The sequence below is a fragment of the Acidovorax sp. JHL-9 genome (assembly GCF_000426205.1).
GTDB classification, from domain to species: domain Bacteria; phylum Pseudomonadota; class Gammaproteobacteria; order Burkholderiales; family Burkholderiaceae_C; genus Acidovorax; species Acidovorax soli.
Window position 1 is genome coordinate 58,488 of sequence record NZ_AUEX01000016.1, and the last position, 19,997, is coordinate 78,484.

At 67.3% G+C, this 19,997-nt stretch carries 16 protein-coding genes and 1 other RNA gene; 6 read left to right on the forward strand and 11 right to left on the reverse strand.

What is annotated here, in order from left to right; translation table 11 throughout:
• Positions 1-268 precede the first annotated feature (268 nt).
• The 6 genes from hslU to K225_RS20755 form a co-directional block, all read right to left on the reverse strand.
• Complete coding sequence (gene hslU / locus K225_RS0111990; RefSeq protein ID WP_026436643.1) at positions 269-1,594, reverse strand: ATP-dependent protease ATPase subunit HslU; 1,326 nt, start codon at positions 1,592-1,594, stop codon at positions 269-271.
• 86 nt (positions 1,595-1,680) lie between these two features.
• Positions 1,681-2,244, reverse strand: coding sequence for an ATP-dependent protease subunit HslV (gene hslV, locus K225_RS0111995; protein WP_026436644.1), 564 nt, complete (start codon positions 2,242-2,244; stop codon positions 1,681-1,683).
• Positions 2,245-2,315: 71 nt separating this feature from the next.
• Complete coding sequence (locus tag K225_RS0112000; protein WP_026436645.1) at positions 2,316-4,022, reverse strand: STAS domain-containing protein; 1,707 nt, start codon at positions 4,020-4,022, stop codon at positions 2,316-2,318.
• A gap of 46 nt (positions 4,023-4,068) precedes the next feature.
• Positions 4,069-4,566, reverse strand: a complete 498-nt coding sequence (dksA, locus tag K225_RS22810) for an RNA polymerase-binding protein DksA (RefSeq protein WP_026436646.1) — start codon at positions 4,564-4,566, stop codon at positions 4,069-4,071.
• A 469-nt stretch (positions 4,567-5,035) separates the two neighbouring features.
• Complete coding sequence (locus K225_RS0112010; protein ID WP_026436647.1) at positions 5,036-6,106, reverse strand: GTP-binding protein; 1,071 nt, start codon at positions 6,104-6,106, stop codon at positions 5,036-5,038.
• A gap of 140 nt (positions 6,107-6,246) precedes the next feature.
• Positions 6,247-8,505 carry a cation-translocating P-type ATPase gene (locus K225_RS20755; protein ID WP_081679669.1) on the reverse strand — a complete coding sequence of 753 codons (2,259 nt, stop codon included), beginning with the start codon at positions 8,503-8,505 and terminating at the stop codon, positions 6,247-6,249.
• Positions 8,506-8,608: 103 nt separating this feature from the next.
• Here K225_RS20755 and cadR point away from each other — a divergent pair, with 103 nt between their 5' ends.
• Entirely contained in the window at positions 8,609-9,100 is a 492-nt protein-coding gene (gene cadR, locus K225_RS0112020; protein WP_026436648.1) for a Cd(II)/Pb(II)-responsive transcriptional regulator, read from the forward strand.
• A gap of 171 nt (positions 9,101-9,271) precedes the next feature.
• Here the strand turns inward: cadR and K225_RS0112025 are convergent, their stop codons facing one another.
• From K225_RS0112025 to dapF, 3 genes are all read right to left on the reverse strand, one after another.
• Positions 9,272-10,243 (reverse strand): tyrosine-type recombinase/integrase, encoded by a 972-nt coding sequence (locus K225_RS0112025; RefSeq protein ID WP_026436649.1) that lies wholly within the window; start codon positions 10,241-10,243, stop codon positions 9,272-9,274.
• A 192-nt stretch (positions 10,244-10,435) separates the two neighbouring features.
• On the reverse strand, positions 10,436-11,131 hold the full coding sequence (locus K225_RS0112030; protein ID WP_026436650.1) for a DUF484 family protein: 696 nt from the start codon (positions 11,129-11,131) through the stop codon (positions 10,436-10,438).
• Positions 11,128-12,006, reverse strand: a complete 879-nt coding sequence (gene dapF, locus K225_RS0112035) for a diaminopimelate epimerase (RefSeq protein WP_026436651.1) — start codon at positions 12,004-12,006, stop codon at positions 11,128-11,130. The genes K225_RS0112030 and dapF overlap by 4 nt, the downstream gene beginning before the upstream one ends.
• Positions 12,007-12,157: 151 nt before the next feature.
• Here dapF and K225_RS0112040 point away from each other — a divergent pair, with 151 nt between their 5' ends.
• Together K225_RS0112040 and K225_RS0112045 are read left to right on the forward strand one after the other, a co-directional pair.
• Positions 12,158-13,849 carry an MBL fold metallo-hydrolase gene (locus K225_RS0112040; protein WP_026436652.1) on the forward strand — a complete coding sequence of 564 codons (1,692 nt, stop codon included), beginning with the start codon at positions 12,158-12,160 and terminating at the stop codon, positions 13,847-13,849.
• A 30-nt stretch (positions 13,850-13,879) separates the two neighbouring features.
• Positions 13,880-14,665, forward strand: coding sequence for an rRNA pseudouridine synthase (locus K225_RS0112045; protein WP_026436653.1), 786 nt, complete (start codon positions 13,880-13,882; stop codon positions 14,663-14,665).
• A 95-nt stretch (positions 14,666-14,760) separates the two neighbouring features.
• Here the strand turns inward: K225_RS0112045 and rnpB are convergent.
• Positions 14,761-15,212: RNase P RNA component class A (gene rnpB / locus K225_RS21470), an RNA gene on the reverse strand.
• A gap of 103 nt (positions 15,213-15,315) precedes the next feature.
• Here rnpB and cysK point away from each other — a divergent pair.
• Positions 15,316-16,233: a cysteine synthase A gene (gene cysK, locus K225_RS0112050; RefSeq protein ID WP_026436654.1), complete on the forward strand. Its 918-nt coding sequence runs from the start codon at positions 15,316-15,318 to the stop codon at positions 16,231-16,233.
• 341 nt (positions 16,234-16,574) lie between these two features.
• On the opposite strand, the gene K225_RS0112055 is transcribed toward cysK, so the two are convergent.
• On the reverse strand, positions 16,575-17,186 hold the full coding sequence (locus K225_RS0112055) for a TetR/AcrR family transcriptional regulator (protein ID WP_026436655.1): 612 nt from the start codon (positions 17,184-17,186) through the stop codon (positions 16,575-16,577).
• Between the two features lie 99 nt (positions 17,187-17,285).
• On the opposite strand from K225_RS0112055, the gene K225_RS0112060 reads away from it, so the two are divergent.
• Together K225_RS0112060 and K225_RS0112065 are read left to right on the forward strand one after the other, a co-directional pair.
• Positions 17,286-18,767, forward strand: a complete 1,482-nt coding sequence (locus K225_RS0112060; protein WP_026436656.1) for an efflux transporter outer membrane subunit — start codon at positions 17,286-17,288, stop codon at positions 18,765-18,767.
• Positions 18,768-18,809: 42 nt separating this feature from the next.
• Positions 18,810-19,988, forward strand: a complete 1,179-nt coding sequence (locus tag K225_RS0112065; RefSeq protein WP_026436657.1) for an HlyD family secretion protein — start codon at positions 18,810-18,812, stop codon at positions 19,986-19,988.
• Positions 19,989-19,997 lie beyond the last annotated feature (9 nt).

The window sequence follows — 19,997 nt, forward strand, 5'->3', positions numbered from 1 at the left end:
AAGCACTTAGAACTGCCTATGCAAGTGATACCTGAAGGCAAAACGGGCGCACATCCCGTTTGGCCCCGCCAGCGAGAACAGGGCGCGGCCACGCCGTTCTCGCTAGGCGCGCGAACCGCCTCATACGGTTTGGCATGCCGGCGGATAACCTGGAGGGAGCAGAAGACAGTGCTGTCGCACGGCGAGGCGACCCAACGACGTGATACGTTGGAAGGCGAAACCGTATCAGAGCCTGTTTACGATCTCGCAGGGGATCGCAAACAGGCCCTCAGAGGATGTAGCGCGACAGGTCTTCATCCTGGCTGAGGGTTTGCAGCCGCGTGTCGACATAGGCCGCGTCCACGGTGACCTTCTGGCCGGCCAGGCGCGCCGCGTCGAAGCTCACATCGTCCAGCAGCCGCTCCATCACGGTGGACAGGCGGCGCGCACCGATGTTTTCCGTGCGCTCGTTCACCTCAAAGGCAATGTGCGCCAGGCGCGTGATGCCCTCGGGCTGAAAGTCGAGCGCCACCCCTTCGGTGGCCAGCAGCGCCTGGTATTGCTTGACCAGCGAGGCGTGGGTTTGCGTGAGGATGGCTTCAAAGTCCTGCACCGACAGGGATTCCAGCTCGACACGGATCGGAAAGCGCCCCTGCAGCTCGGGAATCAGGTCGCTGGGCTTGGACAGGTGGAATGCACCGGAGGCGATGAACAGGATGTGGTCGGTCTTGACCATGCCGTATTTGGTGGACACCGTGGTGCCTTCCACCAGCGGCAGCAGATCGCGCTGCACGCCCTGGCGCGACACATCGGCGCCGCTGCTCTCCTGGCGCGCGGCGACCTTGTCGATCTCGTCGATGAAGACGATGCCGTTCTGCTCGGCGTTCTGGATGGCGCGGGCGCGGATCTCTTCCTCGTTCACCAGCTTGCCCGCCTCTTCTTCGGTGAGCAGCTTGAGCGCTTCGGCAATCCGGAGCTTGCGGGTGTGGCGCTTGCCCTGCCCCATCTGGCTGAACATGCCACGCAGCTGCTCGGTCATTTCCTCCATGCCGGCCGGCCCCATGAGCTCCACCTGGGGGCGGCTCTCGGCCAGGTCGATCTCGATCTCCTTGTCGTCCAGGCTGCCTTCGCGCAGCTTCTTGCGAAACACCTGGCGCGCCGTGCTGTCCACAGCCGGCTCGGCGCCCGTCGCGGCACGGGCCGGCGGAATCAGCACATCCAGGATGCGCTCTTCGGCCACGTCCTCGGCGCGGGCGCGCACCTTCTTCGTTTCAGACTCGCGCGTCTGCTTGACCGCCATCTCGGCCAGGTCGCGGATGATGGCGTCCACATCCTTGCCCACATAGCCCACCTCGGTGAACTTGGTGGCCTCGACCTTGATGAAAGGCGCATCGGCCAGGCGCGCCAGGCGCCGCGCGATCTCGGTCTTGCCCACGCCGGTGGGGCCGATCATGAGGATGTTCTTGGGCGTGATCTCGTGGCGCAGGCTGCCTTCGACCTGCTGGCGGCGCCAGCGGTTGCGCAGCGCAATGGCCACGGCGCGCTTGGCGCTGGCCTGGCCGACGATGTGGCGGTCGAGTTCAGAGACGATTTCCTGGGGGGTCATGGACGACATAGGGCTAATCCACCGTCAAAAATGGTTGCAACGCTTATCCAAAAAGCGCAAGCAGCTACAAATAAAATAGCAACACACACCTGCCGTCACAGCGTCTCGATGGTGTGATTCATGTTGGTGTAGATGCACAGCTCGCCGGCGATTTCCAGCGACCGCTTCACGATGTCCTGGGCCGACAGGTCGGTGTGGTTCAGCAATGCCTTGGCCGCCGAATGTGCATACGCACCGCCCGAACCGATCGCCACGATGCCCTGCTCGGGCTCCAGCACATCGCCATTGCCCGTGATGATGAGCGAGGCACTCGCATCGGCCACGGCCAGCATGGCCTCCAGGCGGCGCAGCACACGGTCGGTGCGCCAGTCCTTGGTGAGTTCGATGGCAGCGCGGGTGAGGTGGCCCTGGTGCTTTTCCAGCTTGGCCTCGAAACGCTCGAACAGCGTGAAGGCATCTGCCGTGGCGCCGGCGAAACCCGCCAGCACCTTGCCGTGGTAGAGCTTGCGCACCTTGCGCGCCGTGCCCTTGACAACGATATTGCCCAAAGTCACCTGGCCGTCGCCGCCAATGGCAACCTGTACGCCCTGGGGCGTCTGGCGGCGCACGCTCAGGATGGTGGTGCCGTGAAAAACAGGGTTTTGACTCGATGAATCCATAGCCGTCCCAGCTGGGGGCGATGCGGTATTTTGCAAGCCACCGCCCCGGCCACTATCGCCCTTGCGCCGGTTCAGTTCTTGCGCGGGACGACCCAGGCGTGCTCGTTGACGCCAATCACATTGAAGAAAATCGCCACCAGGCGGTGCAGATTGTGGAACTGCACCACATGGCCGCGGGACTGCTGTTCGGCAGCCCAGTTGAGCACCGATCCGGCAGCGCCAAAATCGATGCGGATCAGACGGTCGCAGGCGATGACCAGGGGTTCTCCAGGCTGTATCAGCGCCTGGAAAGGTTCCAGCTGTGGCGTGGCATCGCCGTCGATGTGGCCACTCAGCGTCGCCGTGGGCGCCGATTCGAGCGCCGCAGGCACGGCGGCCGCAGGGGCCAGCAGATCCTGGCCGGCGGCCTCCGCAACATGCGCCGCTGCGTTTTCGCTGTCCGCGTAGCTGCAGCGCGGTACCGTCCACGAAGGGGGCGACACCTCATAGGTCACGCAGTAATCCAGTGCGACCAGTTCGAACTCATCGGGGCTGGCCATGAGTCGCAGGGCCGCCATGCGCAGGCGCCACCACTCGGGGCTGCTGGACCGGTCGCCCGATTGGGTCTTGCTCTCCAGCAGCGCGTTGAGCGCAGACACGCCGGAGAATACAAACTGCCCGCTGCGCTCCGCCCACTGCGTGAACTGGTCGGCCAGCAGCGGCACGGCCGCATCGTCGATGGCCGCCAGCCGCCCCCAGGCCAGGGCCCAGGGTGAGGCGGCACGCCCCAGCGCGGCCTGCAACGCAGCCACGGACGACACCGCCATGGTCGAAGGCGCCGTCCAGCTGAAATCGCGCCGTGCGACCACCGGCGCCTCGGCAGGCGCCACAGAAGATGCCAGCCCCAGCTGCTCGGGTATCGAGAACCACAGAGGGGCCGAGCGGTTGAAGCGCGCGGCAAAATCAATCGCCAGCGTGTCAAAACGGTCCTGCGAACCTGTCGCGCGGTACAGGTCAAACAGCGTCATCCAGATTTCCAGCTGCTGCTGCGGGTCGTCCTGCTGGTGTTGTGCGAGCACCTCCCGCAAACCTGACTCGGCGCCGGCATGGTCGCCATTGGCAAACCGGATGGCGGCTTCTTCTAGATCGGGTTCGTGCACGAATTCCTCCGGTTCGGCAGCATATTCAGGTCCGGCGGCAGGCGCCGCAGGGCTGAAGGACGCCGCAGGTGCATGGGCCCGCGGGGAGGCATCCGTGCCACCAGCGCCAGCAATGGCCATGCTGTCATCTGCAAACAAGGGCGCTACCGAGGGCTTGGCCTCCAGCGGTACCTGCAAAGTGCCCGGCCTGGTGGGTGCATACGCACGCGCGGCGGCGTTTTCATTCCCCTGGGGCTGCATATCGACAGGCTGGGTGGGCGCATCTGCATGCTGCTTGCCTTTCCACCACTGCTGCGACATCTGCGCTTCGATCTCGTCGATTTTCTTGAGCGTGACCGCACGCTCGCCGGGCGAAGTCATGCTGCTCTGGAAGAAAGACGGACGACCCGCAGGGTCTTCGGCGCCATGGCCCTGCAGCACCTCGCGCTGGCGCAGTTTGCGCAGCTGATCGAACTCGCGGCGACGAACGAAGTCGTTGCGCCGCTTGCGCTCGATCATCTCCTTGAGCATCTGCTTGCTGTACTGGCTCTCCCGATCGGCCTGGATCGAGTCGAGCTCTGTCCAGTTGACCGTGGGGTTGCGCACAAACCGCACCACCTTGGACAGCAGACCGCCGAGTGTGGTGTCTTGCTTGCTCATAGGCAGTCAGGTCGGGTGCGCATAAAGAGTTCAGGCCCGCTCGCCTTCAGTCGCCAAACATCTTTTGCTTGAGTTCACGGCGTTGCTGCGCTTCCAGCGACAGCGTGGCGGTGGGACGGGCGATCAGGCGGCCCACCCCGATGGGTTCGCCGGTTTCATCGCAATACCCGTAGTCACCCGAGTCGATGCGGGCAATGGATTGCTCGATTTTCTTGAGCAGCTTGCGTTCGCGATCGCGGGTACGCAACTCCAGCGCATGCTCTTCTTCAATGGTGGCGCGGTCGGCAGGATCGGGCACCACCACGGTGTCCTCGCGCAGGTGCTCGGTGGTTTCACCGGCACTGTTGTGGATGTCCTGCTTGAGCTGGACGAGCTTGCGGCGGAAAAACGCCATCTGCTTGTCGTTCATGTACTCGCTGTCGGGCATCGCCATCACTTCGGCGTCGGTCAGCTCTTCGGCGGCCTTGTCTTTCCAATTGTTCGCCAGTTTGGGGTCTTTCTTGGCAGCCGTGTAAACAGGCTGCGCTTGCGCGGTCGTGGGCATGGTGTGTAGATAACTGGCTTTGGCAGCGGTGGAAGCCACTGCCTGGGCCATGGATGGTACGGTCAATTGGACCAGCCGGGAAGAAGGCCGGGTGCTGCGCACGGGTACTTGGCTGCCGGCCCGCAACGCCTGCTCGGAGGCCTCTGCAACGGCAGGGCTGGCGGCTTTGGGGGCGGCCTGGGCAGTAGCCTTTGCAGCAGCCTTGCTTGCCGCTGGGGCGGCGGCAGTTTTTGCCGCGGTTGGGGCCGCTTTGGCGGCCGCCTTGGGTTTGCTGGTTTCGGCTTTCACTGACAGAACTCCTCGCGTAACGGGCTGGCCCGGGCTGCGCAGGCAGCCAAGGGCGGGTGGCAAGCCTTCCGGGGTTTTGCCGGGGCGCGATTGTATCGACCTGCGCGGGTGCAAACGGGAACGTTGCAGATACGACACAAAAGGATGTGGGGCCATCCCTGCCCGTTCCGGTACAAACCGTTCAAACGAGACTCTGCTCCAGCCCCTGCAGAAAGATATCCTTGGGCAGGTCGATGCCGATGAAGACCATCTTGCTGGTGCGCGCCTCCCCTTCGGCCCACTGGGGGCCCAGGTCGCTGCCCATGAGCTGGTGCACGCCCTGGAAGATCACCTTGCGATCGGTGCCCTGCATGTTCAGCACGCCCTTGTAGCGCAGCATGCGCGGGCCATAGATGTTGACGATGGCACCCAGGAAATCCTCCAGCTTGGCCGGATCGAACGGCCGATCCGAACGGTAGACGAAGCTCTTGACATCGTCGTCATGGTGGTGATGGTGCCCATGGCCCTCGTGTCCGTGCTGGTGCGAAGGGTGGTTGCAGTGCTCACCGTGCGCATGGTCGTGGTGCCCATGGCCGTGGTGGTCGTGCTCCTCCTCTTCCTTGAGAAAGTCGGGGTCGATATCCAGCTTGGCATTGAGGTTGAAACCCCGCAGGTCCAGCACCTCCTTGAGCGGCACCTCGCCAAAGTGCACGGCCTTGATGGGCGCGCGCGGGTTCATGTGCTTCAAGCGGTGGATCAGCGCCTCGGTGTCCTCGGCGCTCACGAGGTCGGTCTTGGACAGGAAGATCTGGTCTGCAAAGCCCACCTGGCGGCGTGCCTCCTGGCGGTCGTTGAGCTGCTGGGCCGCGTGCTTGGCATCGACCAGCGTGATGATGGAGTCGATCAGGTAGGTTTCGGCGATCTCCTCGTCCATGAAGAAGGTTTGCGCCACGGGGCCGGGGTCGGCCACGCCGGTGGTCTCGATCACGATGCGGTCGAACGCCAGCAGATTCTTGCGCCGTTTGGCAGCCAGCAACTGCAGGGTTTCGCGCAGGTCTTCGCGGATGGTGCAGCAGATGCAGCCATTGCTCATCTGCACGATCTGCTCCTTGGAGTCGGTCACCAGGATGTCGTTGTCGATGTTCTCTTCGCCAAATTCGTTCTCGATCACGGCGATCTTCTGGCCATGGGCCTCGCTCAGCAGGCGCTTGAGCAGCGTGGTTTTTCCGGAACCCAGAAAGCCGGTGAGGATGGTGACAGGAATGAGGGACATGGGGAGTAGCCTTGGGAGATGCAATGGGCCATGCAGCCCGCCGGACGGGGCGCCAGACCGCGAAGGGGGTGAGTTTAGCGGGGGACAAAAGCCCACGCCGGACGCGGCGAAACGAGGCCACCAGCGGACAAGGCAGTCGCCTATGCCGCCGGCTCCAGGTCCATCGCGCGCAGCATGCGCAGGCCGTTGAACACCACGATCAGGCTGGCCCCCATGTCGGCAAACACCGCCATCCACATCGAGGCGCCGTTGAACAGCGCCAGCCACAGAAATACCAGCTTGATGCCCAGCGCCAGCGCAATGTTCTGCCACAGCACGGCACGCGTGCGGCGCGACAGCTGCATGAGCTCTGGAATGCGCCGCAGATCGTCGTTCATGATGACCACATCGGCCGCCTCCATGGCCGTGTCGGTGCCTGCCGCCCCCATGGCGATGCCGATGTCCGCGCGGGCCAGCGCGGGGGCATCGTTGATGCCGTCTCCCACCATGGCGGTGAGGCCGTGGCGCGCCTGCAGGGCTTCGATGGCCGCCAGCTTGTCTTGTGGCAGCAGGTTGCCCCGCACCTCCGCCACGCCCGCCTGGGCGGCGATGGTGCCAGCCGTCACCTGGTTGTCGCCTGTCAGCATAACCGGGGCCACGCCCATGGCACGCAACGCGGCCAGCGCCTGGCGGGAGCTGTCCTTGATCGTGTCGGCCACCGCAAAAATGGCCAGCACGGCGGTATCGGTGGCCAGCAGCGTCACGGTGCGACCCTGGGCCTCGTGGGCAGCCAGCCGCGCCTCGATGCCGGCATGGCACAAGCCGCGCTCCTCGATCAGGCGATGGTTGCCCAGCACCAGTGCCTGCCCGGCGATGCGGGCCTGCACGCCGCGCCCGGGCAGGGCCGTGAAGGCCTCCAGCGCCGCGCCCGTTGGCGCCCCCTGGGCCGCATCCAGCCCCTGCGCAATGGCCCGCGACACCGGGTGGTCGGAATACCCTGCCAGGCCGGCCGCCCAGCGCAGCACCTGCGCCGGCGCCACCGGGGTCCGCCCCTCGGGCAGCGGCAGAACCTCGGTCGCCACCAGCCGGGGCCGGCCTTCGGTGATGGTGCCGGTCTTGTCGAGCGCTATCGCCTGGATCTGGTGGGCGGTCTCCAGATAGACCCCGCCCTTGATGAGAATGCCGCGCCGCGCAGCGGCGGCCAGCCCGCTCACCACCGTGACCGGCGTGGCAATGACCAACGCGCAAGGGCAGGCGATCACGAGCAGCACCAGGGCCTTGTACAGCGCCTGCGTCCAGGCCACATCCATCAGCCAGGGCATGAGCAGCGCCACCGCCACGGCCAGCGCGAACACCACCGGCGTGTAGATGGCGGCAAACCGGTCCACCAACTGCTGCGTGGGCGCGCGGCTGCCCTGCGCCTGCTCCACCGCATGGATGATGCGGGCCAGCGTGGTATGGCTGGCCGTGGCCGTCACCCGCATTTCCAGGGTGCCGGTGTCGTTGATGGTGCCGGCGAACAGGGTGTCGCCCGCAGCCTTGTCCACGGGCAGGCTTTCACCCGTCACCGAGGTTTGGTTGACCGCGCTGGTGCCCGCGATGACCACGCCATCGAGCGGTACGCGCGCGCCCGGCCGGATGCGCACCACCGCGTCCAGCGCCACAGCGGCCGCGGCGACTGGCCGCCAGGCACCGTCGGGCTGGCGCACCTCGGCCGTATCGGGCGCCAGGTCGAGCAGGCTTTGGATGGCGTTGCGGGCACGGTCCACCGAGCGTGCCTCGATCAGCTCGGCAATGCCATACAGCGCCATCACCATGGCGGCCTCGGGCCACTGGCCGATGGCAAACGCGCCGGTCACGGCCACGGTCATCAGCGCATTGATGTTGAGCCGCCCGCGCCCCAGCGCAGCCAGGCCCTTGCGGTAGGTGGAAAAACCGGCCAGCCCGATGGCGGCGGCGGCCAACGCCATGCCGGCCACCTGCAACACCCGCGTGTCTGGCGCCAGAAAGGCCAGCAGCTCGGCCGCCATGGCCAGCCCCAGCGCCCACCCCAGACGCCACAGCCCCTGCGCGCCCGGCAGGTGGGCATATGCCTGCGCCACAGGCTGCGGATCAAACCCCGCCTGCCGGATGGCCGCCAGGATTTGCGGCATCGCCGCGGGCGCCGCATCAATGGCCAGCGTGCGGGCCGCCAGCTGGAAGCGCAGGCCGTGCAGGCCAGAAATGCCCGCCAGGGCCTGGCGGATCTCGCTTTCCTCGGCCGCGCAGTCCATGCTGGCGATGCGGAAAACCGCCCCGTGGGCGGCCCCGCGCGCGACGCCTTCGGCGCCCTGCACGGCGGCGGGCTCAAGGGCCGGCGCGCAGGAACAATGGCCGCAGGCATCCGCCGGGGCGGGAGAAGTGTGGGGGGGGGTGCTCATGCTGGCTTTCCTTGCTTGACCCTATTGGAAACCCTGATGCCACTTCAGAGTCAAGCACGCACACGGCGTACCATGGCCACACACCCCACGAGCAGCGCACCCCATGAAAATCGGCGAGCTGGCCACCCTGGCCCACACCCCGGTCGAGACTATCCGGTATTACGAACGCGAAGGCCTGTTGCCCGAGGCCGCCCGCACCGGGAGCAACTACCGCATCTACGACGAAGCCCAGGCCACGCGCCTGTCGTTCATACGGCACTGCCGGGGCCTGGACATGACGCTGGACGAAATCCGCACCCTGCTGCGCTTCAAGGACGCGCCCACGCGCAGCTGCGGCGATGTCAACGCCCTGCTGGACGCGCACATCGGCCACGTCGCGGCGCGCATCCGCGAACTGCGCCAGCTCGAAAAGCAGCTCAAGAACCTGCGCGAGCAGTGCCACGAGGCCCAGGATGCCGCCCACTGCGGCATCCTCAATGGGTTGACCGACATCGCCAGCCGACCGGGCCGCCCGCATGCGGGCCATGTGCACGGCACGCACGTCCGAACGGCCACACCCCAGGCCACGCGGACACCGCGAAAGCCCGGCGATTAGCCAGCCCTGCGCCTGTGCACTCGCCCAGTGAAATTTTTAATAAAGCCAACGATAGTGCTCATGGATATTGCGAAAACAGCTATCAAAAACAAGCACTCATGCACCCTCGCTTGCGCGCATGGCCGCGGCATGGACGGCGGGTTGATGAGCCGGCCGTAGCGGCTTAGGGCGCTACTTGCGCCGTGCGCGCGGGTGCGCCGCGTCGTACACCTTGGCCAGGTGCTGGAAATCCAGCCGCGTATAGACCTGCGTGGTGGTGATGTTGGCGTGGCCCAGCAGCTCCTGCACGGCGCGCAGGTCGCCGCTGCTTTGCAGCAGGTGGCTGGCAAACGAATGGCGCAGCATGTGCGGGTGCACCGGCGTGGTCAGCCCCGCCTGCTGGCTGCGCAGGCGCAGGCGCAGCCAGACCGACTGGGCCGTGAGCCGCGCTCCGCGCTGGCCCACGAACAGCGCCGCATCGAGCCGCGCCGAGCCCTCGCCACCCAACGGCCCGGCGCGCAGCGCCAGCCAGGCCTGCAGTGCGGCCACGGCGGCAGCGCCCACGGGCACGCTGCGGCGCTTGCTGCCCTTGCCGAACACATGGGCCTCGCCGGCCTGCAGGTCGATCCAGCCACGGCCCTGGCGCTGCGTGTCGGGGCCGGGCACGGCATCCAGCCCCACCAGCTCGCCCACGCGCAGGCCGCAGCCATACAGCAGCTCGACCATGGCCGCGTCGCGCGCCTCCAGCCAGGGGTCGGCGCCCGCATGGTCGAACTCGGCCAGGCGCACGGCGTCGTCCACGCCCAGCGCCTTGGGCAAGGGTTTGGGGGCCTTGGGTGCGCGCACGTCCTGCACGGGGTTGTGCCCCATCAGGCCCTGCCGCCCGGCCCAGGTGAAAAAACCGCGCCAGCCCGACAGGATGAGCGCAATGCCCCGCCCGCTGCGCCCCGCACTGTGCATCTGGGCCACAAAACGGCGGATGTGCGCGCTCTCGAGTTGCAGCAGGGGCCGGTTCACGCCCGCCGCCAGCTGCGCCAGCTTTTCCAGGTCCAGGGTGTAGAGCGTGAGCGTGCGCGCGGCCAGCCGCTTTTCGACCCGCACATGTTCCAAATAGCGAAGGACTTGCGGATCGCTGGACAGCCGTGTGGCCTTCGCATCGGACATGGATTCAACCGCCAGTGAGGATTGCTGCCGGGCAGTCGGCACATGCGGCAAGGCCAGGCCGCCGCCACTGGCGCTGCCCAGGCGCGGGACGCCGAGCAAGGGCCGCCCCGCAGCGAGGGCGTCGTCCCCCTGCCCGCGCAGCGCAGCGCAGCGAGAGCGGGGGGAAGGCGCGCAGCGCCTCAGGGGGGTGACTCATCTCAAGCGCATCAGCGCCGCGCTGGCCAGTTCGGCCATGCGCGCCAGGAATTCGGTGCCCAGGGTGGCGTCAAAGCGCTGCGGGTCGTGCGAGCCCAGCACCAGCAGGCCGAATGCCGGCGTTGCGCTGTCGATGGCGCCTTCGCGCAGCGGCAGCAGCGCCAGGGACTGGGGTGCCTCGCCCGCCTCGCTGGCCAGCCAGGCGGCGGGCTCGAACCCCAGGTTGGGGCCGCAGAACGGCATGGTCAGCGAGGAGGCGAAGGCCTGGGCGTCCTCGCTCGCGCCCTGGGTGAAGTCGGCGTCGATATAAGGCCCCGCCACACCCCACACGCGCACGGCAGCCTGCGGCACATCGAACAGCGTGCGCAGCCCGTCCACCACGGCCTGGGGCAGGTCCATGGGGTCGCGCACCTGCAGCAGGGCGCTGGTCCAGTGGTCCACCTTGGCGGAGATGGCGGCGTTCTCATGGCTGTGGCGCACCATTTCCATGATGCGCTGCTCCAGGCCCTTGATCTTCTCGCGCAGCATCTCGGCCTGGCGCTCTTGCAGGCTCACGGCGCGGGTGCCATGCGGGCTGGTGATCTGCACGCTGGCCAGCACCTCGGCATGGCGCTCGAAAAAACCGGGTGTCTGGGTGAGGAACTGGGCGATGTCGTCTTCGGTGATCGGAGGAATGTGGGCGCTGGTGGTCATGGCGTGTCAGGGAGTTCTATCTGGCCGTCAAAAACTGAGGTGGCCGGGCCGGTCATGAAAACGGAGTCGGCCTCCTGGCCGCTCCAGGCAATGGTGAGCAGGCCGCCGCGGGTCTGCACATCCACCTGGGCGTCGAGCAGCCCCAGCCGGATGCCCGCTGCCACGGCGGCGCAGGCGCCGGTGCCGCAGGCCAGGGTTTCGCCCGCGCCGCGCTCGAACACGCGCAGGCGCACATGGCCGCGGTCCACGATCTGCAGGTAGCCCGCGTTCACCCGCCGGGGAAAGCGCGGGTGCGATTCGATCAGCGGGCCGGTCTCGGCCACGGGCGCGGCGTCCACATCCTCCACCAGTTGCACGGCGTGCGGGTTGCCCATGGACACCACCGCTACCAGGACAGAAGCATCTTGCGCAGACCCAGAGAGCACCAGAGGCCATCTTTGACCCAAACCCTGGGCCACGGGCGTGAGGCCGGACGCGTCAAAGGGCACCAGCGCCGCGTCAAACACCGGGCGCCCCATGTCCACCGTCACGCGGCCATCCGGATTGAGCCGGGGGGCAATCACGCCGGCCAGCGTCTGCACGCGGATGGTGTCCTGCGTGGTCAGGCCCTTGTCGCGCACATAACGCGCAAAGCAGCGCGCACCGTTGCCGCACTGCTCCACTTCGCCGCCGTCGGCATTGTGGATCACGTATTCGAAATCGATGCCCTCGCCCGGCGAGGGCCGCACGGTGAGGATCTGGTCGGCACCCACGCCAAAGTGGCGGTCGGCCAGCCAGCGGTAGTGCGCCGGCGTCAACCCCAGGCGGCCCCGCGTTTCGTCGAGCACCACGAAATCGTTGCCCGCGCCCTGCATTTTGGTGAAGCGAATCTTCATGGGCCGGATTATCGTCGGTGGACTCAATTCACCCACAAAATCCCCGACACTCCCTTCCCCCATGGCCCGATTGGCAAGCTTTTTTCGAGTCGGCGCCATCCGGGGATATGTACGGCCGAAAAGCAACCCGCGCCCTGCCCATAATTCAAGCATGCCCCGCACCACCCAACAACTGCATCCCCACCGCGAACCCGCTGCCACCCGCCCTGCTGCCACCGTGCTGTTGCTGCGCGATGCACCGGACAACGGCGGGCTCGAAATCCTCATGACCCGGCGCTCGGGCACGGCCAGCTTTGCGCCTGGCGCCTATGTGTTTCCGGGCGGGGGTATCGATGCACTCGACGCGCAATCGCACGGTGCTGCCGACCGCCGCCCCGCGCAAGACGACCCACACCTCACGCAGGCCATTGCGGCCATCCGCGAAAGCTTTGAAGAGCTGGGTGTGCTGCTCGCGCGCCATGCCGATGGCCCCCGCAAAGGTTGGATGGCCGATGCCCACGACATCGCCGCCATCGACCGCCACCAGCCCTTTGCCGCGCAGTGCCAGGCCCGCGGCCTGCGCCTGGCGGCCGACAGCGTGTACCTGCTGGCCCACTGGACCGGCGACCGCGACCTGCCCCGGCGCTTTGACGTGCCGTTTCTCGTGGCCCGCATGCCCGAAGGCCAGGAGCCCGTGGCCGACGAGACCGAGCAGTTCGAGCCCGTGTGGGTGCGCCCTGCCGATGCCCTGGCGCGGCACGAGGCCGGGCAGTTCTTCATGATCTTCCCGACCATCCGCACGCTGCAGCGGCTGGCCCAGTTCGCCAACACCCAGGCGGTGCTCGACGCCGTGGCACACGAGCAGCCGCTGTGGGTGAGCTGCCCGCGCGCCGGCATCCTGGCGGGCAAGGAAGCGCGCTACATGGAAGACGAAGCGCCGTTTGGCGAACTGGCCCTGGTCTGCCCCGACGGGCAGATCGTGCACCCGCTCGACTGGCAGGCCGAGCGCCCCGTGCCGCTGCTGCGCAACGTGATGCGCCTCACGGCCCCCAACCCCGGCGTGATGACCGGCCCCGGCACCAACAGCTACCTGGTGGGCGACCCGGCCACGGGCTTCATCGCCATCGACCCCGGCCCGGCCGATGCCGAGCACCTGGACAAGCTCTGGCGCGCCGCCGGGGGCGATATCCGCATGATCGTGTGCACCCACTCGCATGCCGACCACTCGCCCGGCGCCGCTCCGCTGCAGGCGCTGTGCGTGCAGGCGGGCCAGGCCAGGCCGCCCATCCTGGGCCTGCCATCGGCGCCCACGGCCCGTGCCGCCAGCCAGTTCACGCCCGATCGTTCGCTACAAAACAATGAGCTGCTCGCGCTGACCGGACAGACGCCAGAGGGAAAAACAACCCACACACTGCAGGTCATCCATACCCCCGGCCATGCCGCCAACCACCTGTGCCTGCTGCTGCAGGAAGACGGCCTGCTGTTCAGCGGCGACCACATCCTCAACGGCAGCACCACGGTGATCGATCCGCCCGACGGCAACATGGCCGACTACCTCGACTCGCTCGACCGGCTGGATGCGGCGTGCGCCGAACACGGCGTGGAATTCATCCTGCCCGCCCACGGCTACGTGCTGGGTGGCCCGATCCATGGGGCGCGCAGCGCGATTGCCCGGCTCAAGGCCCACCGCCTGGCGCGCGAGGCCAAGGTGCTGGCCGCCATGCAGGCGCTGCCCGATGGCAGCATGGAAGAATGGGTGCAGCACGCCTACGACGACGTGCCGCCGCGCCTGTGGCCCGTGGCCCAGCGCTCGCTGCTGGCGCATGTGGAACGCATCCGGTCACTGCACCCAGGCAACAACTGAACCACAAGAACACCTCGCGCCATTCATTCAATGACCGATAGAAACCCCGACCCCAGCCACATCCGCCTGGCCAAACGCGTGGCCGAACAACTGAACTGCTCGCGCAGCACGGCCGAGCAGTTCATCGAGGGCGGCTTTGTGCGCGTGGACGGCCAGGTGGTGGAAGCCCCTGGTGCCCGCGTGCGCCCCGACCAGGCCGTGGTGGTGGCGCCAGACGCCAGCCTGCTGGAGCTGACCCCGGTGACGCTGCTGCTGCACAAGCCGGCGGGGTTTGAAGCGGGCCTGGGACTTCCGGCCGGGCCAGCCGCCCACACCAGCCGCCGCCAGGGCGCGCCACAGGCCGCCACGCTGCTCGGGGCGGCCTCGCACCTGCCCGAGGACGCCTCGGGCATCCGCGTGCTGCAGCGCCATTTCCGGCAGCTCGAATGCTTCACGCCGCTGCCCACCGAAGCCAGCGGCCTGGTGGTCTATACACAGGACAAGCGCATCGCGCGCAAGCTGGCGGAAGACATCGAGGTGCTGGAGCAGGAATGCATCGTCGAGGTGAAAGGCGAGATCGCCACCAATGGCCTGCAGCGCCTGTGCCACGGCCTCACGTTCAACGGCCGCCCGCTGCCGCCCATCAAGGTGAGCTGGCAAAGCGAAACCAAGTTGCGCTTTGCGCTCAAGGGCATCCGCCCCGGGCAGATCCCGGCGATGTGCGCGGCCGTGGGCCTGGCGGTGGTGGGCTTGAAGCGCATCCGCATCGGCCGCGTGCCGCTGGCCAAGGTGCCCGAGGGGCAGTGGCGCTACCTGCAGCCGTGGGAACGGTTCTAACCCACGACGCGGCGGCGCACCGCCCGGAGAGAGACATCAAAAAATGATAGCTGCCAGCGCTTTCCAATCAAGCGCTGGCAGCTATTTTTATCAATGTGTGAAGCGCGCCGATAAGCCGGATTCTGTGCACTGCCGGCCCTCTTGCGAAGACCCGCAGCGTGACCGCCATTACTCTGGGCCGGGTGTCGCCACCACGGCTCGATGCTACCTACCCGCCAGCTCTGCGGAACCACATCAACGCTGGCCTACTTGGTATTGCTGCGCGTAGAGATTGCCCGTTTCACCCCGAGCGGGCTTGCCCGCTCGGGGTGGCTGTTCGGACCCGGCTTTCGCCGGGTTCGGACAGCTCTCGCTGTCCTCTCGCCAGCTTGCGCTGGCGCCTCACAGAACACTCCGTGGCAGGTAGTTTCCACCCGGACTCGTCTCTGTTGCTCTGATCCTCACCTCACGGTGGGCAGCCGTTAGCTGCTACGCTGTCCTGTGCAGTCCGGACGTTCCTCCAGTGCCTGGTTTCCCAGATTGCACCAGCGGCGGTCTGGCGCGCTTCACGGGGGTGATTATCGCCCCGATCGGCATATCCATATGCTGCACACCCACGATGAACTGGGCCAGAATGCATGGGCAACCCCTCTTTTCCCAGGAGACCTCCCATGAAAACCGACAACATCCTGCAAGCCATTGGCAACACCCCGCATGTACGCATCCACCGCCTGTTTGGCGCAGGCGCCAACGTGTGGATCAAGTCCGAGCGCAGCAACCCTGGCGGCTCCATCAAGGATCGCATCGCGCTGGCCATGGTGGAAGACGCGGAGAAGTCGGGGGCGCTGAAGCCCGGCGGCACCATCATCGAGCCCACCAGTGGCAACACCGGCGTGGGCCTGGCCATGGTGGCGGCCGTCAAGGGCTACAAGCTGATTCTGGTGATGCCCGACAGCATGAGCATCGAGCGCCGCCGCCTGATGCTGGCCTATGGCGCCAGCTTTGACCTGACGCCGCGCGAAAAGGGCATGAAGGGCGCCATCGCCCGCGCCGAAGAACTGCGCCAACAGACGCCCGGCGCCTGGATCCCGCAGCAGTTCGAGAACCCGGCCAACATCGAGGTGCATGTGCGCACCACGGCGCAGGAGATCCTGGCCGACTTCCCCGAAGGGCTGGATGCGCTCATCACCGGTGTGGGCACAGGCGGTCACCTCACCGGCGTGGCGCGCGTGCTGAAAGCCAAGTTTCCCCAGCTCAAGGTGTTCGCAGTGGAGCCCACGCAGTCGCCCGTCATCAGCGGCGGTCAGCCCTCGCCCCACCCCATCCAGGGCATCGGCGCAGGGTTCATCCCCAAGAACCTGGACACCAGCCTGCTCGACGGCGTGATCCAGGTCGATGCCGAACCAGCCCGCGAATACGCGCGCCGCTGCGCCCGCGAGGAAGGCATGCTGGTGGGCATCTCCAGCGGCGCGACGCTGGCTGCCATTGCGCAAAAGCTGCCCGAACTGCCCGCCGGCAGCCGGGTGCTGGGCTTCAACTACGACACGGGCGAGCGCTACCTGTCGGTGGAAGGCTTCTTGCCAGCTTGAAGCAAAAGAGGACTCTGGCGCCGAGAGCCTGTTTACGATCTCGCAGGGGATCGCGTTGGAGCGCCATCGGGATGAGTGGATGCTTCGGATGCGCCGCATGGGCTGGTGCCCATGCCAGCAGCCGGGGCGTGCAATCGCCCGATTTCGCTCCAACCCTTGGGGCAGCGGTCTTTGCGGGCGGTCTGCGGCGTTGCGGCGCTTGTGGATAGCCGGGCTATCCACTGCGCACCGCGCCTTGCATCCCATCGCGCAAAGACCGCTGCGCGACCCCTGGGAGATCGTAAATAGGCTCTTGATAAAAGTGCCATCCGCCATAAAAAGGAGCTTTCAGCTCCTTTTTTTTACGCCCACAACGGTCCATAGGCCGCCATGAACGCGGCCACCGCGCGCTGCACCGTGGCGTCGATTTCTGCGGCGGAAATCGGCTCCAGGGTCTGGAACAGAAAGCGGTCCAGCCATTCGGCCTCGAGCAGGCCGCGCAGGTGCAAGGCGGCAATGCGCGCGTCGGCCTGGCGCAGCTGGCCCGCGTCCATGGCCTGCTGCAAAAACGCGGCCGTCACCGCCTCGCTGCGCACGGGGCCGAGTTCGTAGCACTGCCGGCCCAGCGCCGAGCGCCCGGCCTCGGCCACGATCAGGCGGCGCACCGCCTGCACCTGGGGCGAATACAGCAGCGTGAGCAGCCCCCGGCCAAACTTTTGCAGCGCCTCGGTCATGTCGGCCACGGTGGCATCCAGGGCGGCCAGGGTGGCCTGGAATTCTGCCTCGGTGGCGCCAAACACCACGGCCGAGAACAGCTCTTCCTTGGACCCAAAGTAGTTGTACAGCGTGGCCTTGGAGTAACCCAGGCGCTCGCAGATGGCGGCCATGGTGGTGCGCTCGAAGCCCATTTCCTGGAAAACCTCGGCGGCGGTGTCCAGGATCGCCTGGCGTCTTGTCTCGGTTTTTGCGCGCATGTCAATCTCTTTATTTTTGAACCAATCAGTTCAGTTTATCTTGATTCAGTCAAAAAATAAATCTAAACTAAACCGATCAGTTCAATTAACGGAGTATGGATGTTTCACCACAGTACGCCGCCCTCGCCCACCGTGCGCCGGCTGGTCTCGCCCCTCACGGCCCTGGGCGCCGCCCTGTTTCTGGCTGGCTGTGCCCAGCTGCCCGACCTGGGCGCCAAGCCTGAGCCCAAGGCCGCCACGGCTTACCAGGCCGCGGCCTCGCTGCAGGCGCCCGCGGCGCAATGGCCCGACACGCAGTGGTGGTCGGCTTATGGCGACGCCCAGCTCAACGCGCTGATCGATGAAGCCCTGGCCGACGCGCCCGACCTGGCCGCCGCCGCCGCGCGCCTGCAGCGGGCCGACGCCGTGATGCAGATCACGGGCTCGGCAAACCAGCCGCAGGTCAGCGCCAATGCGTCCGTCACGGGCGACAAGCTCAGCTACAACCACCTGATTCCCCGCTCGCCCGCTACCGAGGGCCTGAACGACTACGGCCGCGCCACGCTGGATGTGCGCTGGGAGCTCGATTTCTGGGGCAAGAACCGCGCCGCGCTGGCCGCCGCCACCTCGGACGTGGAGGCCAGCCGCGCCGAGCTGGCCCAGGCGCGCCTGTGGCTGTCGGCCAGCGTGGCCGCCAACTACGCCGAACTGAGCCGCCTGTACGCCCACCGCGATACCGCCGCCCGGGCGGTGGAGATTCGCAAGACGACCTCCAGCCTGTTTGCCCAGCGCTTTGACAACGGCCTGGAAACCCGCGGCGGCCTGCGCAATGCCGATGCCCGCCGCGCCGCGAGCGAGGGCGAGCTGCTGGCCATCGACGAGCAGATCGCGCTGCAGCGCAACCGCCTGGCCGCCCTGCTGGGCGCGGGCCCCGACCGGGGCCTGGCGCTGCAGCGGCCCACCCTGGTGCTGGACCGCGCCTTCGGCCTGCCCGCCGAGCTGTCGGCCGACCTGCTGGGCCGCCGCCCCGACGTGGTGGCCGCGCGCCTGCGCACCGAGGCGCTGGCCAGCCGCATCGACCAAAAGAAGGCCGAGTTCTACCCCAACGTGAACCTGTCGGCACTGATCGGCGTGCAGTCGCTCGGCCTGGACATGCTGGCCAGGAGCGGCTCGGGCATGGCCAGCTTCGGCCCGGCGATTTCGCTGCCGATCTTCAGCGGTGGCCGCCTGCAGGGCGAGCTGCGCGGCGCGCACGCGGGTTATGCCGAGGCCGTGGCCAACTACAACGCCACCGTGGCGCGCGCCCTGCAGGACGTGGCCGACAACGCGGTCAGCCAGAAGGCCCTGGGCCAGCGCCTGCACAAGGCGCAAGAGGCCGTGGAAGCCGCCACCGAGGCGCACCGCGTGGCCAGCAACCGCTACGAGGGCGGCCTGGCCACCTACCTCGAAGTGCTCACGGCAGAAGACGGCCTGCTGGGCGCCCTGAGCGCCCAGACCAACCTGCGCTCGGCTTCCCTCACGCTGGACATCGGCCTGCAGCGCGCCCTGGGTGGCGGCTACCAGTCGGCCCCCGCCAGCACCCTGGCCAGCGCCTCCCGTTAAGCCCCGCCCATCCCGCAGAAATACAACGCACAAGGAATTCTCATGCCTGACAACACCACCCGCTCCGCCGCCGACATCCCGCTGAAAAAACGCCGCAACGCCCGCCTGGCCCTGCTGGGCGGCATGGTGGCGATGGCCGCCGTGGGTAGCAGCGCCTACTGGAAGCTGCACGCCTCGCATTTCGTCTCCACCGACAACGCCTATGCCGCCGCGGAAGTGGCGCAGATCACGCCCGCTGTGGGCGGCACCGTGCTGGAAGTGAAGGTGAGCGACACCGAGGCCGTCCAGCAGGGCGATGTGCTGCTGGTCATCGACCCCACCGACGCCAAGCTGGCCGTGGCCCAGGCCAGCGCCGAACTCGACCGCGCCACGCGCCGCGTGAAAAGCCTGATGGCCACCGACAGCAACCTCAGCGCGCAGATCAACGCCCGCGAGGCCGATGCCCAGCGCGCCAGCGCCCAGCTGGCGGCCGCGCAGGCCGACTTCGAGCGCGCCAAGGTGGACCTGCAGCGCCGCCAGGCGCTGGTGGCCTCGGGCTCGGTGTCGGGCGACGAGCTGACGCGCGCCAAGAACGGTTTTGACGCCGCCACCGCGCAGCTGGCCGCCGCCAAGGCCGCCGCCGCCCAGGTCACTGCCAACCAGCGCTCGGCCGTGGCCGCCAAGGAGGCCAATGCCGCCCTCATCAGCCACAGCACGGTGGACACCAACCCCGAAGTGGTCGCCGCCCGCGCCCGCCTGGAGCAGGCCCAGGTGGACCTGGCGCGCACCGTGATCCGCGCACCGCTCGATGGCGTGGTGGCCCAGCGCAGGGTGCAGCTGGGCCAGCGCGTGCAGCCCGGCATGCCGCTGATGGCCGTGGTGCCCGTCAACGAGATCTATGTCGATGCCAACTTCAAGGAAGTGCAGCTGGAAAAAGTGCGCGTGGGCCAGAGCGTCACCCTGCATGCCGACATCTACGGCAAGGGCGTGACCTACCACGGTGTGGTCGAAGGCTTCTCGGGCGGTTCGGGCGCGGCCTTTGCCGCCATTCCGGCGCAGAACGCCACCGGCAACTGGATCAAGGTGGTGCAGCGCCTGCCCGTGCGCGTCAAGCTCGATGCAGCGGAGTTGCAGGCCAACCCGCTGAAAGTGGGCCTGTCGATGAAAGCCACCATCGACACCCGCACCGGCGAGCAACAAGCCACGGCCGCTGCTGAAACCCAGCGCACGGCCGCCAACTAAAGGCCACCC